Raw genomic sequence first — 15897 nt, 5'->3', positions numbered from 1 at the left:
ATAAGCAAAGGAGCTACTACATAGCTAACTCATCTGTTAGCCTCGTAGTAGCTCCTTTACTATTTACTCGATTGTTTTAATGATTTCTTTTAAACTATTGGCACTCGCTAGAAGTTTATCATGCTCTTCCTTTGTAAGCGGAATATCTAAAATACTTTGAATCCCCTCTTGCCCTATAATGCAAGGCACACTAATAGCTACGTCTTTTATACCATATTCACCTTCTAATGTAGTTGAAACAGGAAGGACACTCAGCTCATTTAAGACAATTGCTTTTACCATGCGTGCTACTGCTTCTGCAATCCCATAGTTTGTATAACCTTTTGCCATTAAAATATTCATTCCCGCATCAATAACCTCTTTAAGAACTTGTTCTTGATTAACGGCTGGTTTATTAAACTTTTTGCTGCAATCACTTAATGGAATACCGCCTAAGTTACATAAACTCCAAGTAGCCATAGCTGTAGCACCATGCTCACCAAGAATATAGCCATGAACATTCTTGGTATCTACTAAGAAATGTTCTCCAATAATACGTCTCATTCTTGCTGTATCTAATAAGGTTCCTGAACCAATGATTTTATTTCTAGGATAGTTAAATTCGTTTTGTGCAATATAAGTGACAACATCTACAGGATTAGAAACAAAGATAATAATGGCTTCCTGCGTATATCTAATAATTTCCTTCATTACACTGCGCGTCACTTCTGCATTGGTTTTAGTTAAAATACGTCTATCTAGCTTTTCACCAGGTTTAACACTAGGTCCTGCTGACATCACTATAATTTGTGCATCCTTACAATCTTCATAGTTACCTTGGCGAATTAACACATTAGGTACATATGTAAAGGATGTGGTGTGAAAGGCATCTAATGCCTCTCCTGCTGCCTTTTTTTCATTTTGATCAATCATAACGATCTCAGCTACTAAGCCTGAGTTTAAGATGGACATCATGGTAGCAGAGCCTACCATGCCAGCTCCTATAATACATACTTTATTTTTAATCATTTTTGCCTCCTCTTGCTACCGTTTTATCTTTTCCATTGAAAAACGATAATTCCACCAACCATTATGAGGACTCCTACCAATTTTGTCCACATAAAATTCACTTTTTCTGTACCAAACCACCCTAGTAATTCAATCAAATAAGCAGCAGTCATTTGGGCAATCAAAATAAGCATGACAGCATAACTAGGCCCTAGCTTAGCCATAGACACTACTACTGTATACGTAATTCCTGCGCCTAAAACACCGCCTAATAAATACCACTTATTAATGGTTTTAAACCCTTCTACATTGGCATCACGCACAAAAAGTAATACTCCGAGGCAACATATGAAAGCAATAAAATGAACAATACTACTTGTAAACCAAACACCTGACTTTTCTGTTACTCTTGTATTAAAAACACCTTGTACACTCATAAGAATCCCTGATATAAGTGCTGTAATGATACTAATAAACATAATGCTCTCCTTTTTCTATTATTACGTTTATTGTGCATCATCTTCGTTTTTTTATTCCTTTTCTAAAGATTGCTTGCCTCTACTGCTTATTTCTCCTAAGTACTCAAATAAACGAAAAATAAGCGATTAAAATTCTCTACACAGATTTTAATCGCTTATTCTAAATTTACTTATTATCTTAATCCTATGTATATGAACACAGTATTAAACCATATACTCCGATTGTACATGCTCTATTGTTTAATCAATAGCGTTATAGCAAATGAACATGTACTGCTTCGCAAGCATCAATCATCTCTTGTGGCCAAATGGATGCTTGAACTTCCCCAATATGTGCTTTTTGTAAGAAATACATGCAAATTCTAGATTGACCAATCCCACCACCAATTGTATAAGGTAATTGTCTTTCTAAAACACCTTTATGGAAAGCTAATTCACGGCGTTCTGGGCACCCTGCTATTTCTAATTGTTTTTCTAGTGCTTCTTCATCTACACGGATTCCCATAGAAGAAAGCTCAAATGCGCTACCTAAAAGTGGATTCCAGAATAAAATATCTCCATTAAGAGACCAATCATCATAATCTGGCGCTCTACCATCATGTCTTTCTCCATTACTTAAAGCCCCACCAATTTGCATTACAAATACAGCTTTCTTTTCTTCACAAATTTTATTTTCTCTTTCTTTAGCAGTAAGTTCTGGATAGCTGTCTAATAACTCCTGTGAAGTTACAAAATAAATTTCATCTGGCAACCATTTTTCAAGTACAGGATACTCTTCTGTAATATAGTTTTGTGTTCTAATAAACGCCCTGTAAATCTGCTTTACTGTTTTCTCAAGAAACTCTGTATTACGCATATCCTTAGTAATAACTTTTTCCCAATCCCATTGATCGACATAAATGGAATGTAAGTTATCTAATTCTTCATCACGACGAATGGCGTTCATATCTGTATAAAGTCCTTCATTAATACCAAATTCATATCTACCAAGCGCCATTCTTTTCCACTTAGCTAAAGAATGAATCACCTCTACAATAGCATGATTATCATCTGCAATATCAAAAGCAACTGCTCTTTCTGTCCCATTTAAGTTATCATTTAAACCCGTTTCTGGTTTAACAAAAAGTGGAGCAGACACACGAGTTAAATACAACTCATAAGCTAAAGCATTTTCAAAATAATCCTTTAACTTTTTAATTGCCACTTCTGTTTCTCTTAAGTCTAATTTGGCTTTGTAACCTTCTGGAATTCTTAATTGCATCACATATTCCTCCTTTTAAAATATAAAAAACCTCCTTCCCTTAAACGTAAGGGACGAAGGTTGATTCGCGTTTGCCACCCTAATTGACTTTAGTAAACTAAAATCCTCTCACTAACGTACAGATTACTCGATACGTTTTAGATATAACGGTCTATCCCGTCTAAGTCTACTAAGCCAATAGCCGTTCGATTAGCAACTCCAAGCTGTTCTTCCATCCTTACCTTGTTACCGATTTTCAGCTCCCTCGGCTCTCTTTAAACCTTAGTAAAGATTTACTCGTCTTTTCATCGTCTTTATTTTTTAGATTTATATAAGTATTTTAATTACAGTCAAATATTTTGTCAAGTCAATTTTAGCATTCTTGTTTTAAAAGACTAGATATTTTCTATTTGAAAATCAATAGGTGTCTTACCCATAGCTATTAAATACTCATTTACCTTTTGAAAATGATTACATCCAAAAAAGCCATTGTATGCAGATAAAGGACTAGGATGAGCAGCTGTTAATATCTTATGCCAAGGTGCAGTAATAAGCTCTTCTTTTTTCTTAGCTGGTGCTCCCCATAAAATAAAAATAACAGGATCTTTTCTTTCATTTAGCAAACTAATAATACGATCCGTAAATACTTCCCAACCTTTTCCCTTATGAGATTGAGGCTTACCAGCTCTTACCGTAAGAACCGTGTTAAGTAATAATACGCCTTGCTCAGCCCATTTCATAAGATAACCATTATTCGGTATATAACACCCCAAAGTAGCTTGAAGTTCTTTATAAATATTAACTAGTGAAGGGGGTACTTTTACACCTGGCTTTACAGAAAAAGCCATTCCGTGTGCTTGTCCTTCTCCATGATACGGATCTTGTCCTAAAATAACGACTTTTAAGTCATCATAACTTGTTGTCTTTAAAGCATTAAAGATATCATACATATTCGGATAAATCGTTTGAGTCTTATATTCATCTTTTAAAAACTCATGTAAAGCTTTATAATAAGGTTTCTCAAATTCATCCTTTAATTGTTCGTCCCAGCTGTTATTAAATGTTACCATTTCATCGCTCCTCTTTTATATCATCCTCTCAAATATACCATACTTATTTCTCTGCCGGCTACAACTTAGGATGTTATTTTCATCAACTTTTTATTCCTATTCCTTTATGCTCTTGCAGTACTTGCTCGCTTACTTTTAATTTAAGCAAACAAATAACTGCCAGTTTTCACCTTTTAAGGCTTACTGGCAGTTATTTGTTAATTACATAAAATTTGATTTATTCTGCTCTCATTTTTTATCTTTGATTGATTGTACAAGTTACCCTCAACTGATACTTGAGCAAAGATTACTAAGCAAATAAAGGTGTAGATAAATATCTTTCTCCAGTATCTGGTAAAAGTGCTATGATATTTTTACCTTTATTTTCCGGTCTTTTAGCTAATTGAGTGGCTGCATATAAAGCAGCTCCTGATGAAATTCCTACTAATACACCTTCTGTCTTAGCAAGCTTTCTAGCTGTTTCAAAAGCGTCTTCATTACTTACCTGAATAATTTCGTCAATCACCTCAGAATCAAACACTGCTGGTACAAAACCAGCACCAATACCTTGAATCTTATGTGGGCCTGGTTTACCACCTGAAAGTACTGGAGAATCTGCTGGTTCCACAGCTACGATTTTCACTTGTGGTTTCTTTTCTTTAAGTACCTCTCCCACACCAGATACTGTACCACCTGTTCCTACACCTGCTACAAAAAGGTCTACGCTACCATCTGTATCATTCCATATTTCAAGTGCAGTTGTTGAACGATGTGCTAAAGGATTAGCTGGATTATTAAATTGCTGTGGTATAAAGCTTGGTACTTTTTCTTTAGCAAGCTCTTCAGCCTTTTGAATAGCGCCTTTCATACCTTTTGCTCCTTCTGTAAGCACAAGCTCTGCTCCTAATGCCTTTAATATATTACGACGCTCTACACTCATTGTATCAGGCATAGTTAAAATCAACTTATAACCTTTTGCTGCACATATATAAGCTAAAGCAATACCTGTATTCCCACTAGTTGGCTCAATAATAGTTGTTTCATTTGTTATAAGCCCTTGCTTTTCAGCATCCTGAATCATGTAATAACCAATACGATCTTTTACACTGCTACCTGGATTAAAAGACTCTAGTTTAACAATAAGCGTTGCTTCTACTCCCTCACTCTTTGCATACTGCCCTATTTCTAATAAAGGGGTATTTCCAATTAATTCTGTAATATTTTTTGATATCTTAGCCATTTTAATTCCTCCCATTTTTATATATAATACATTAATACTTCTTTTTGATTAAGCTTCTCATAATCCTTCATTAAATCTTCCAAGGTAATATGATCAATCACCTGACAAATACTTTCTGTAATTTTACTCCAAACTTGTTCTTGTAAACACTGTTTCATGCTATTATAAATCAAAGAAGCATCATCTCTAGCTTCCTCTTCTTCTACGATAAGAATTTCTCCTTCTATAGCCCTAATGACTTCTCCTACAGTGATGTCACAGCTACGCTTTGCTAAAATGTAGCCACCTTGTGACCCCTTGATACTTTTTACAATTCCTGCTTTTTTTAAAGATGAAAAAACTTGCTCCATATAATTGGCGGATAACTCTTGTCTCTGGGCTATACTAATAAGTGGTACTTGATCCCCCGATGAATGAACTGCCAAATCTACTAAAGCACGTAAACCATATCTTGCTTTTGTTGATATTTTCATAGCCCCTCCTTTATTCCTACTATTTCTCTATGTTTTGTAGTATATGCTTTATATTTAGAATTGTCAACCCTTTTCGATTAATTTTATACTAAATTCCAAGAATCTTATTTATAGAATTAAAATATTAAATAAAAATAGAGATAGAAAGAAAGTTATCCGCTTAATTTCTATCTCTATTTTAAATTTTAACCATTTTTTATTTCACTTTAAAACCTTCTCCAACAACCTCATGTAAATTTTGTACTGTCATAAAAGCTAAAGGGTCAATTTTAATTAATTTCCTTTTTAAATCAATAAATTCTTTACGGTCGATAACAGTTGTAATGACTTGCTTAGGATTTTTACTATATGCTCCTTCTGCTGTATAGATAGTTGCACCCCGCTCTAGTGTTTCTAAAATATACGTATTAATCGGTTGCACTTTATCTGAAGATGAGGGAATAATCATGACATAGCGCTGAACATTAAACCCAGAAATTAAATAATCTATTAAGTTAGTCGTAATTAAAACCCCTAATGCCGCATAAAGTCCTTTTTCAAGCCCAAATATGCCCATAGCTAAAAGAACAACAATCATGTCAGCTATCATTAAGGAGGTTCCAATATTAAGGTGTGTATATTGGGTAATCATTTTTGCTATAATATCTGTTCCACCAGAAGATGCTTCTAAATTAAACACTAATGCTTGACCTATAGCAATAAATAACGCTCCAAAAATAAGTAAGATTAGTAAATCGTCACTAATAGGCTGCCAATTAGGCCAAATGAATTCTAACCCTGTCATTAATACTGATACAGACAAACTACACATTAAGCTTCTTAATCCAAAGCTTTTTCCTAACATGATAAACCCAATCATAAACATCAAGCAATCTAAAATAAAAATAAGAATACCAATGGGTACAATCGGGAAGAGCGCCTTTAGAACAATTGCTAGACCACTTACGCCTCCAGCTGCTAAATTTGATGGTGCCCAGAAAAAATAAAGTCCTATGGCTATAAGTAATGCTCCTATAATAATTCCTATATATTCTTTTACTAGTTGTTTCATTACCTCAGCTCCTCAGCTTTTGAATGGATAAGAGCTTCTTTTTCAGCTCTACTCATTTGTTTAATCATATATTCTCTTTTCAAAGCTTCCGCTTTAGTCGCAAAGCTTTCTTCATAAACCAAAGTAACAGGTGTACGTCCTCTCGTATATTTTGCACCCTTTTTATCATTATGTATACGCACTCTTTTTTCTATATCATTAGTGTATCCCGTATAATAGGTACCATCTTTACATTTCAAAATATATATATAATACATAGCATTTCCCTTTTTTATATTTATTATACTATAATAGCAAAAAGGAACTCATAATCAATGGAGTTCCTTTTTTCATCCTTACTTCTTTTCTTTTTTCATATGACTAAGTGTACTAAATAGCTTTGTTACTTTATCTTTATTAACCGCAAATTCTGTAACACCATCTACACGTAAAATATAGTAATTAATATCATAAGGAATAAGCTCAATTTTCTCCTCTTGATTATTTTGTAAAGTACATGTAATTGTAATTTCAGCTTTTCTTTCTTCTTTTTGTTCAATTTCAGGATTTTGAAGTACTGCCTCAATCCATATGCTTGAGCTAATAGTTGAAATAAGCTCTGCAGTTTGCTCCTTATTTAAAGCTATTTCATCTAATTGACTTACTATTTCAGTAGCAACCTGTCCTGCTTCTCCATACTCTAGTGTCAAGTTATAAGTACCTTGTGGATTCTCTAATACAATCTGTTTAATCCCAGATAACGGCAGTTCTAAAACTTCTCTTGAAATCATGTCGAATGGTTTATAGCTAGTCAGTTGCTCTAACGCCTCTTTCTTCATCGTATAAACAACTGACTGGTCATTCATTCTTACATAAACCAGATCACCTTCTGTTTTACCAAAACTTAATTCCCAGCCTTGATTCAGACCTAAAATAAGTTGTGGCTTAGTTAGACCGTAATCTTCCTTCTCTGTAATGGCTCCTGCAAAACTATCTATCTTCATCACTTTAATCGTTTCGAGTAACTGCTCCATTACTTCTGTTTGAATAAAGTGACTTCCTTTATAGTAGTCCATTAAAGACCATTTATCAACACCTAAATCCTGTAGCTTCTTAAGGCTTAAAGTATATTCTTCATTATGTGTCAGTTTGATTTGCTCTATGTTTTCTAATTCAGGTATTTTTAAATTGCCTACTACAAAAGTATTCGGATTTCTTAAAAGCTGTTGTCCATCATGATAAGCCACTGCATATACGCCTTCCATGCGATCAGTTGTCATATAAAAGAGTTGTTTGTCTTCTGTTATCTTTCCTACTTTAAATGTTTGACTACGATTCATTTCATCATAAAGTGTAATGATAAGAGACTTATCATCTATACCATATTGGGCCTCATCTTCTACTTTATAAATAGCTTCTTTACTTTCTATTTTTCTTATCGCCACTAACCACTCATGTACTGCTTGCCAATCATACGTCAAGTCCATATGTTCTGGATTCTCCCAGTTTTGATGTTCTTTTTCTAAAATAGTCGTTTCATCCCTTTTTATTTCAATACGCACTACATTACCCTCTAGAGTACATAATTTCTGTGCTACTTCTTCTTTCCCTATGGCTTGTCCCATTGTCATTTTACTTTGAGTACTGTAATATATCATTCCTGCTCCACCTAAAATGATACCTAATAATAGGACTATGCCCATCTTCTTTTTCATTCTTGTTCCTCCTGTTTTTAGAACCTCATGATGATTTTCCATTTGATTAGTCTTATTTATATTTTTATATTAATAACTTCTCATTCTTTTTATTCTGCTATATAATAAATATAAAGAAGTCGTTAAGAAAGTTATTAAAAGGGGGAATGTTTATGTATATTTATTCTAAAACACTACCTACCTATAACATCTACTCTAATTTTTTAACCCATAGTTACTTTAATGTCTTAGAAAAATGGAGTTTCTATGAGCAGCGAGGTTGCAAAATCCATTCAACCTCTTATAATGAACTCATTAAGTCCATTCAATCTTTTATCTTTATTCTAGAAAGTTCTAGACATTCATCTTCTTATTTACAAGCTTATATATTTGACTATCTACCAACTATACCTTATACAAATAGGTCAGTTCTTTTTAATGATTTAGCACACTCCTATCCTGAAGCTTTGTCCGTCTTTCATTTACCCAAAACAAAACTCAACTTAAAACTTTTAAAGAAATGTTACTTACATACATTTAATAAGCTTTCTAAAAATGCTAGAACTGACTTAATCCAGGATTGTAATATCATCCTTATTAACCTTTATTATTTTATTCTATATATTCCTTTTAAAAAGCAAAAAAATAGCCCTGCTTTTTTTCTAGCTCCAACAGCAGAAGATTTTATCACACTTGTTTATGATTTTAAAGAACACTGCAGCTAAGAAGCTAAATCTTACTAGTAATCAGATTTATTTTCGTCATATTAGTTTATCATTATTGAAGAGATTTTGCAAATAGCACCATAGCACACTATAACGATATACAATTTTTCTGTTTTTAAGTTATTATTTGCTCTATTTTCTTACTTTTCTTATCTATTTGGTCGATATAAAATTAAAAGTAACAGACAAGGGGGCTTACGTTATGCAAAAAATTATTGTGCCTATTTCAAAATGTATTCCAGGTATGATTACTTCAGGACCTATTATTGATTTAAAAACTGGTACTACTATTGTAGGTCAAAATCAAGAACTCACACCGGAGCATATTAAAAATATCCAAAACTTTGTTCATACAGATATATGGGTTTATTTAGATTCTTTCAATAAAGTATGGAATCTTCCTGTAGAAACAATTGAAAACTATAAAAAGTATAGTTCTGCCTTAATGGCTGTTGTTAATCAAATGGATCAAAAAGATACAAGCTTATTGGATATTAGTGACTTTGAAGCGTTATGTCAAGATTTACCCACCGACTTTACTGCTAATTATAGTCTCTTAGGTTGTACTAACCTTATTGAACAATTAGACTGTAATACCTATAATCATAGCTTAAATGTAGCTTTTATCTCTATGCTTATTTGCCGTTGGTGTAACTTAGATAATCATCTTATAGCCTCTGCCATTAAAGCCGGTTTATTACACGATATCGGTCTGCTTAACCTTTCATTTGATCCTTTTGATCCTTCTTTTACCAGAAATGCTGATGAGCAAGCTGAATATGAAAAGCATCCTATTTATAGTTATAACCTTGTAAGTAAACTCAAGGATTTAGATCCTATTATCCCAAAAGCCATTTTAGCTCATCATGAACATTGTGATGGCAGCGGTTTCCCAGTTCATATTTCCTCACCTTATATTAATTTATTAGGTAAGATATTGGGGCTTGCTGATACCTATGACTTACTCCGTCACAAACATCATATATTTGATACACTTAAAATCCTATTATTAGATCTACTTCCTCAATTTGATCCTAAACTTCTTTTAACTTTCTGTACTAATATAGCTACCTATTATGTTGGTACCTTTGTTATCTTGAATACAGGAGAAATTGGAGAAGTTGTTTTTGTTAATCCACAATGCCTTTACCGTCCTATTATTAAAATTAATGATCGTTTTATTAATTTATATGAACATAATGAAATTGATATTATCGCTATAAAATAAATAAGACGACCTACTCTTTACAGTAAAATATAGCTGTATTATTAAGAAGAAGAGCCTATTAATTTGCTAGTTAGCAAATTAATAGGCTCTTCTTCTCATTTAGCTTGAAAAAGTAACTTATGTCATATAGAATGATAACTAATTATACTATGATATATATTTTAAGCCAAAGGATGTGACTCTCTTTGAAACATAAGCCACATGTAACTATTATTTGTGTTAGTTTTTTATTTTTATTTGGATTTATAAGTTTAAGTATCTTGCAAAATCAATCAACTAAGCATGAACAAGCAGTACCTTTAACTTATAACTGGTACTATAGTTTAAATGGAAAGTCTCCTGTTTCTCTTTCCATCCCTACTCACGTTGATTGTTATTATCATAAAGGCGATACAGTAGATCTCTATACTACTTTACCTACTACTTCCATAAAGCAACCTTACCTTCGTACTAAAATCTTTTTACAGCATGTAAAAATTTTTCTAGATGATGAACTTCTTTATACGTATGACGGTAATATTAATACAAGCGGTAATCTAGAAGTAGGTAGTGGACTTCTCGTATTTCCTCTGCCAAAGGATTATGCTTATAAAACCTTACATATTCAATATATTCATAGTTTTGACCGTATCACTAATTATATCTTTCCAATTACTTTAACTGAAAAAAATCTAACGGAGACGCTCCTCTTTGACTCTGCTGAAACTATTTATTTAAATAGTTGGTTTTTACTTACAGGTATAGTCTGTTTATTGGTTAGTCTTTACTTGAAATTCCAAAAACAACCTTATTTAAGCTTTTTATTTTTAGGTATATTTGCCATTATTTATTCTATTTGGTTACTATGTAACACTAAGTGCTTGCAATTATTTACACAGAATCTAGCTTTTATTCATCATTTAGAATATCTTTGCTTTTATGCTATTGCTATTCCTCTTTGGTTATTCTTCTATCAAATTGTATCTAAGCATTCTTTAAAACTCTATTGCTTTATAAGTGTCTTACCTGCTATTGTTTTTTACATTATCGCTATTATTTTGCAGTATATGGATAAAGCTAACTTTTTTGAATTGTTACCAGCTTATCATCTTCTTCTTGGTGGTAACTTGTTATTAATGATTATATTCATCGCCTTATTGATTTATAAGAAGCACCCCTTAAGTCAGGGATTACTCGTAGGTATTCTTTGCTTAATCTTATCTGGTATATTAGAGATTGTTAAATTTTATGCTACCAATATTAAAGTTACTTCCTTTATCAATTATGGCATTATCCTATTCTTTTTCAATCTTATTTATGCTTTATATCGTCCCAAAAATTTGACAAAAAGCAAAACTACTCATTTTTAAAAGCACTATAAGTAGGTTCTTTATAAGCCACCTACTTATAGTGCTTTTCATATTAATCAAACTTCTATTATATCTAAGTATTTGTTAAGCAGTTCTTTAGATTCACACCTTTTACCTGAGTAATAAAAGGTTACTTCAGGTTCTTTCCTAATATGCATTATTTTTTCACTATCTATTAACTCTTTTAAATGACGTATAGTACCTTCATTCCCATCATATACAGTAATATGTGGTGGTAAACATTCTTTTAATATTTTCTTGAAATAAACGAAATGAGTACATCCTAGTACAATTGCCACAATCTCTTCTAACGGATAGTCCTTTAATTTTTCTTTAAAATAAGCTTTGATTTGTGCTTCGTCAAACATAAAGGCTTCTGCAAAAGTAACTAGTTCCGGTAAAGCCAATGTGCAGACACGTTCTTCTTCTCCTAAACGATTTACCAAATTCTTAAACTTCTCTTCTTTTAAAGTAAGAGAAGTAGCTGTTACTAACACCTTCCCATCTGAGTGATGATTGAATGCTAACTTCACAGCTGGCTCCATCCCAATAATAGGAACAGGATATCGACTTCGTAAAGTTTTTACTGCAATACTTGTCGCTGTATTACATGCAATAACAATGGCATCTACCTGTTGACTTATTAAAAAGGCTACGACATCATTTACATAGCCTAAAACTTCTTCTTTAGTTTTTGTACCATAAGGTACATGATTATTATCTGAGTAATAAATATAATCTACTTGTGGTAGGAGCTTTAGGGCTGTCTTTAGAACTGTAATGCCACCTACTCCTGAGTCAAATATTCCAACCTTCATCCTTATCACACTTCCATCTCTTGTAGTATCTTTTCTATTTTAATCGATTTGTTAATTGTTGTTAATACTTTCCTCTCCATGAATCTATAAAAAATATAAGATTGATTCTAAAATTTGTCAAGGAATTAGAGCATCTACTATAATTTTTAACTATTAAAAATATAAAATAATATTAAAATAATAAAATTAAATAGTATCAGATTCGTTTTACTTATTCACAATAATATAATATAATATTCTTACAACTTATTTGTAAGGAGGATGTTACATGTCAACTATTTACCTATATGCTCTAGGCTTTGGTCTAATATGCTTATTCATTAGTTTCATCTTAGATGGACTAAGTGATTTGTTTCAAGGGCTTAGTTATTTTGACTTAAGTTTTGATGCACTTCCTGGCATTTTACCTATCACCCCCTTAGAAATTTGTGCCTTTTTAGTAGGCTTCGGCGGCATGGGGTATACGCTCTTTGACAAAACTTCTTTTCATCTAATTGGTGCCATTTTAACTGGCTGTTTGCTTTGTTATTTAACCAAAACACTTATCGCTCATCTTAAAAAAGTAGATAGTGATGCTTTAACTGATGCTGATTTAATTGGCATGGAAGGTAAGGTTATTGTTACTATTTTTGAAGGAGGCACTGGAAGTGTGGCTTTAAATACGAAACACGGTAAAATCTCCTATTCCGCACAAAGTGCAACGCCTATTCAAGAAGGTACTATTGTTAAAGTATTAGACATTAAGAATCATATTCTAATTGTTTCTGATTCACCTACGTATTTTTTATCTAATGAACTCATGAAATAAGCTTTTATTAAATATTAATTTTTCACTAATTTTCTTTACACTTGTATATCTTAAAGTATACTTTAGATATATACATATTATGAAAGGGTGAGGCTATGCCAGAAGTTTTTTCATCATTACCAGTAGGTATTATTGGTATTATTATCGCTATTATTTTAATCGTTGCTATTATCTTGAGTATGTGGAAAAAAATCCCACAAGATAAAGCAGCCGTCGTTACCGGTCTTAAGAAACGTGTCATCACCGGTGGTGGTGGTATTGTTATTCCTCTTTTTGAGCGAATGGATACCATTTCTTTAGAAAGTATGAAATTAGATGTTAAGACCAACGGTGCTATGACTAGTCAAGGGGTACCAATTAACACAGATGGTGTTGCTGTTATCAAAGTTCGCAATGATAGAAATTCTATTTTAGCAGCTATTGAGCAGTTTAATGCTGCCAAGGAAGCTCAAACCGTTCAAACCATTAGTGATGTTTCCAGAGAAGTGCTAGAAGGTAAATTACGTGAAATTATTTCTAAACTTACAGTAGAAGAAATTTATAATGATCGTGAAAGCTTTGGTTCTAAGGTTCATGAAGTAGCTGGTACTGACCTTGCTGAAATGGGACTTGAAATCAAAACTTTAACCATCAAAGATATCTCTGATAACAACGGTTACTTAAAGGCTATGGGGGAAGCGCGTATTGCAGAGGTTAAGAAAAATGCACAAATTGCTGTAGCAGAAGCTAATAAAGAAACACAAATCAAAACTTCTGAGGCACAACGTCTTGGAGAAACAGCTTCTATCGAGGCACAAACTGCTATTGCTGAAGCTAACAAAATAAAGAATATTAAACAACTTAACTTTGAAAAGGAACAATTTACAGCTAAAGCCGAATCAGATGCAGCTTATAATATTCAACAAAATATTACTCAAAAAACCATTACTGATACGCAGATGGATGCTGAAGTTTTAAAACAACAACGTTTAAGAGATGTAGAAGCAGAAAAAATTCAAATTTCTATTGTAGCTGAACAAAAAAATATAGAACTAGCTGAGAAAAAAGCTGCACGTAAGGAAAAAGAATTACTTGAAACTATCGTCAAACCTGCAGAAGCTCATAAAGCTAAAGAACAATTAGATGCTGAAGCTTTAAAATACAAAGAAATTGCAGATGCTCAGGCTCGCGCTGAAGCAGTTCGTTTAAGCGCTTTAGCTGAAGCTGAAAAGACCAAAATCCAAGGTCTGGCTGAAGCAGAAGTTATTAGACAAAAAGGTCTGGCTGAAGCTGAAGCTATTAAAATGCAAGGTCTTGCCGAAGCTGAAGCTATGGAAAAGAAAGCTGAAGCTTATGCTAAATATACTGATGCTGGTAAAATGGAAATGCTGGTTCAAGTGCTTCCTGATATTGCTAAGAGTGTGGCTGAACCAATGTCACGTATTGAAAAAATTATTGTTATGGATGGTGGCGGTGACAGTCAAGGTGCCACTAATGTAGCCAGAACAGTGGCTAGTACTATGGCTACTGTTATGGAATCTGTAAAAGAAATGACTGGTTTTGACTTAACAGATGCCATGAAGGCACACACTTATGATGCTGTTGTTAATAAAAATGTTAATTTAGATATGAAACATGTAGGCGGTCCTTTCCTTGAATCCCCTACGCCAACTACCTCTAAGGTAGAATAAAATAATCTTTATAACATCATTAAAGGGTATCGTGAATCAATTACTTGATTCACGATACCCTTTAATACTAATTAAATTAAGTCTTCATTAATAACAATATGGGTTGACTCTTTCCACTCTTTTATTTTTGCCTCTACTGCTTCATTTTGTTTTTGTATTAAAAGTTGTTCCTTAATTTCATCTTTCACCTCATCATAAGACTTTATTTGGTCTTCTTTATTGACATCGGTTACTTTAATCAAATGCCAACCATGTTGAGTTTTAACTGGTTCGGATACTTCTCCTTCTTCAAGCTGTTTTGCACCCTCTAAGAAATCTGCATCATAATTAGTGCTGTTATAAGGAATATATTCTAGCAAGCCTCCTTGACTTTTAGTATCGTCTGTACCATATTCTTCTGCTAAATCTTCAAAGCTTGTTCCTTTGTCATACTTAGCTTTGATTTCTTTTGCTTCTTCTTCTGTAGCTACTAAAATATGAGACATAGTCGCTCCTGCTTCTGTTTTGAAACTATCAATATTACCATCATAGTAAGTTTTTATTTCTTCATCACTTACAGTAATATCTTTTGTACAAGCCGTAACGACTTGGTTAACAATCAAATCTTCTTTGAGCATCTGTTTAAGTTCTTCTAAAGACATACCACTTGTTGTGAGTGCTTCCTCAAAAGCTGCTTCTGTATCATAATCTGATTTAAGTAGTTCTAACTCTTCATCTACATCATCTGCTGTAACATTAACATCATATTCTTGGGCTTTACTAATAATAAGCTGTATTTCAACTAAATAATCTACCATTAAACGTTTTTGTTCATTATAATAAGTCATAGCCTCTTCATTTGACTCATAATCTTCACCATATTGCCATTGCATCAAGCTATCAAGATAAACTAGTTGTTGATCTAGGGCTTTTTTAGTAACCTTCCCATCACCAACTGTAGCAATGACAACATCTTCTGTTTTATTATTGGTTTGAGAATTGTCTGCTGCTTTACTGCAACCTACTACTCCAAAACCTAAAAGCCCTACCATTAATAATACCATTCCCTTTTTTAGTAACTTCATTGACGTCCTCCTATGTCTGATATGCTTTAATAATAGCTTATCC

General features: G+C 32.9%; 16 protein-coding genes and 1 other annotated feature. Of the genes, 5 read left to right on the top strand and 11 right to left on the bottom strand.

Translation table 11 applies throughout. From position 1 onward, the window contains the following. Positions 1–63: 63 nt before the first annotated feature. The 9 genes from EKH84_RS10960 to EKH84_RS10920 form a co-directional block, all read right to left on the bottom strand. Positions 64–1008 (bottom strand): L-lactate dehydrogenase, encoded by a 945-nt coding sequence (locus EKH84_RS10960; protein WP_127066325.1) that lies wholly within the window; start codon positions 1006–1008, stop codon positions 64–66. Between the two features lie 23 nt (positions 1009–1031). Then, complete coding sequence (locus EKH84_RS10955; RefSeq protein ID WP_127066324.1) at positions 1032–1466, bottom strand: DMT family transporter; 435 nt, start codon at positions 1464–1466, stop codon at positions 1032–1034. Between the two features lie 253 nt (positions 1467–1719). Next, positions 1720–2730: an aspartate--ammonia ligase gene (gene asnA / locus EKH84_RS10950; protein ID WP_334295397.1), complete on the bottom strand. Its 1011-nt coding sequence runs from the start codon at positions 2728–2730 to the stop codon at positions 1720–1722. A 43-nt stretch (positions 2731–2773) separates the two neighbouring features. Further along, positions 2774–3024 (bottom strand) — a binding site (T-box leader). A gap of 77 nt (positions 3025–3101) precedes the next feature. After that, positions 3102–3776, bottom strand: a complete 675-nt coding sequence (locus EKH84_RS10945) for a uracil-DNA glycosylase (RefSeq protein ID WP_127066322.1) — start codon at positions 3774–3776, stop codon at positions 3102–3104. Positions 3777–4065: 289 nt separating this feature from the next. Continuing rightward, a complete protein-coding gene (cysK, locus tag EKH84_RS10940; protein ID WP_013656707.1) occupies positions 4066–4995 on the bottom strand; it encodes a cysteine synthase A in 930 nt (309 codons plus the stop codon). Positions 4996–5012: 17 nt separating this feature from the next. Then, positions 5013–5468 carry an RrF2 family transcriptional regulator gene (locus EKH84_RS10935; protein ID WP_013656706.1) on the bottom strand — a complete coding sequence of 152 codons (456 nt, stop codon included), beginning with the start codon at positions 5466–5468 and terminating at the stop codon, positions 5013–5015. A 196-nt stretch (positions 5469–5664) separates the two neighbouring features. Continuing rightward, positions 5665–6519 carry a YitT family protein gene (locus tag EKH84_RS10930; protein WP_127066321.1) on the bottom strand — a complete coding sequence of 285 codons (855 nt, stop codon included), beginning with the start codon at positions 6517–6519 and terminating at the stop codon, positions 5665–5667. Further along, positions 6519–6776 (bottom strand): GIY-YIG nuclease family protein, encoded by a 258-nt coding sequence (locus EKH84_RS10925; protein WP_127066320.1) that lies wholly within the window; start codon positions 6774–6776, stop codon positions 6519–6521. Before EKH84_RS10925 ends, EKH84_RS10930 begins: the two co-directional genes overlap by 1 nt. A gap of 78 nt (positions 6777–6854) precedes the next feature. Continuing rightward, complete coding sequence (locus EKH84_RS10920; protein WP_190283300.1) at positions 6855–8213, bottom strand: DUF4340 domain-containing protein; 1359 nt, start codon at positions 8211–8213, stop codon at positions 6855–6857. Between the two features lie 152 nt (positions 8214–8365). Here EKH84_RS10920 and EKH84_RS10915 point away from each other — a divergent pair, with 152 nt between their 5' ends. The 3 genes from EKH84_RS10915 to EKH84_RS10905 all read left to right on the top strand — a co-directional run bounded on the left by EKH84_RS10915 (position 8366) and on the right by EKH84_RS10905 (position 11494). Next, entirely contained in the window at positions 8366–8917 is a 552-nt protein-coding gene (locus EKH84_RS10915) for a hypothetical protein (RefSeq protein ID WP_127066318.1), read from the top strand. Positions 8918–9119: 202 nt separating this feature from the next. Beyond that, on the top strand, positions 9120–10145 hold the full coding sequence (locus tag EKH84_RS10910) for an HD-GYP domain-containing protein (RefSeq protein WP_127066317.1): 1026 nt from the start codon (positions 9120–9122) through the stop codon (positions 10143–10145). Positions 10146–10330: 185 nt separating this feature from the next. Then, on the top strand, positions 10331–11494 hold the full coding sequence (locus EKH84_RS10905; protein WP_127066316.1) for a hypothetical protein: 1164 nt from the start codon (positions 10331–10333) through the stop codon (positions 11492–11494). Positions 11495–11550: 56 nt separating this feature from the next. Here EKH84_RS10905 and murI read toward each other — a convergent pair whose 3' ends face one another. After that, the gene (gene murI, locus EKH84_RS10900) at positions 11551–12312 is read right to left on the bottom strand and encodes a glutamate racemase (RefSeq protein WP_127068046.1); all 762 of its coding nucleotides are present in this window, start codon (positions 12310–12312) and stop codon (positions 11551–11553) included. A gap of 268 nt (positions 12313–12580) precedes the next feature. Here murI and EKH84_RS10895 point away from each other — a divergent pair, with 268 nt between their 5' ends. Together EKH84_RS10895 and EKH84_RS10890 are read left to right on the top strand one after the other, a co-directional pair. Beyond that, positions 12581–13120, top strand: coding sequence for an NfeD family protein (locus EKH84_RS10895; RefSeq protein WP_127066315.1), 540 nt, complete (start codon positions 12581–12583; stop codon positions 13118–13120). 95 nt (positions 13121–13215) lie between these two features. After that, a complete protein-coding gene (locus EKH84_RS10890; protein WP_127066314.1) occupies positions 13216–14790 on the top strand; it encodes an SPFH domain-containing protein in 1575 nt (524 codons plus the stop codon). Positions 14791–14861: 71 nt separating this feature from the next. Here the strand turns inward: EKH84_RS10890 and EKH84_RS10885 are convergent, their stop codons facing one another. Continuing rightward, a complete protein-coding gene (locus EKH84_RS10885) occupies positions 14862–15854 on the bottom strand; it encodes a peptidyl-prolyl cis-trans isomerase (protein ID WP_190283299.1) in 993 nt (330 codons plus the stop codon). Between the last annotated feature and the right edge of the window lie 43 nt (positions 15855–15897).

This window comes from Cellulosilyticum sp. WCF-2, assembly GCF_003990395.1.
In the GTDB taxonomy this organism is placed as follows: Bacteria; Bacillota; Clostridia; order Lachnospirales; family Cellulosilyticaceae; genus Cellulosilyticum; species Cellulosilyticum lentocellum.
The sequence above is the reverse complement of the archived record's forward strand: the minus strand, read 5'-3'. Positions and strand labels throughout refer to the sequence as shown.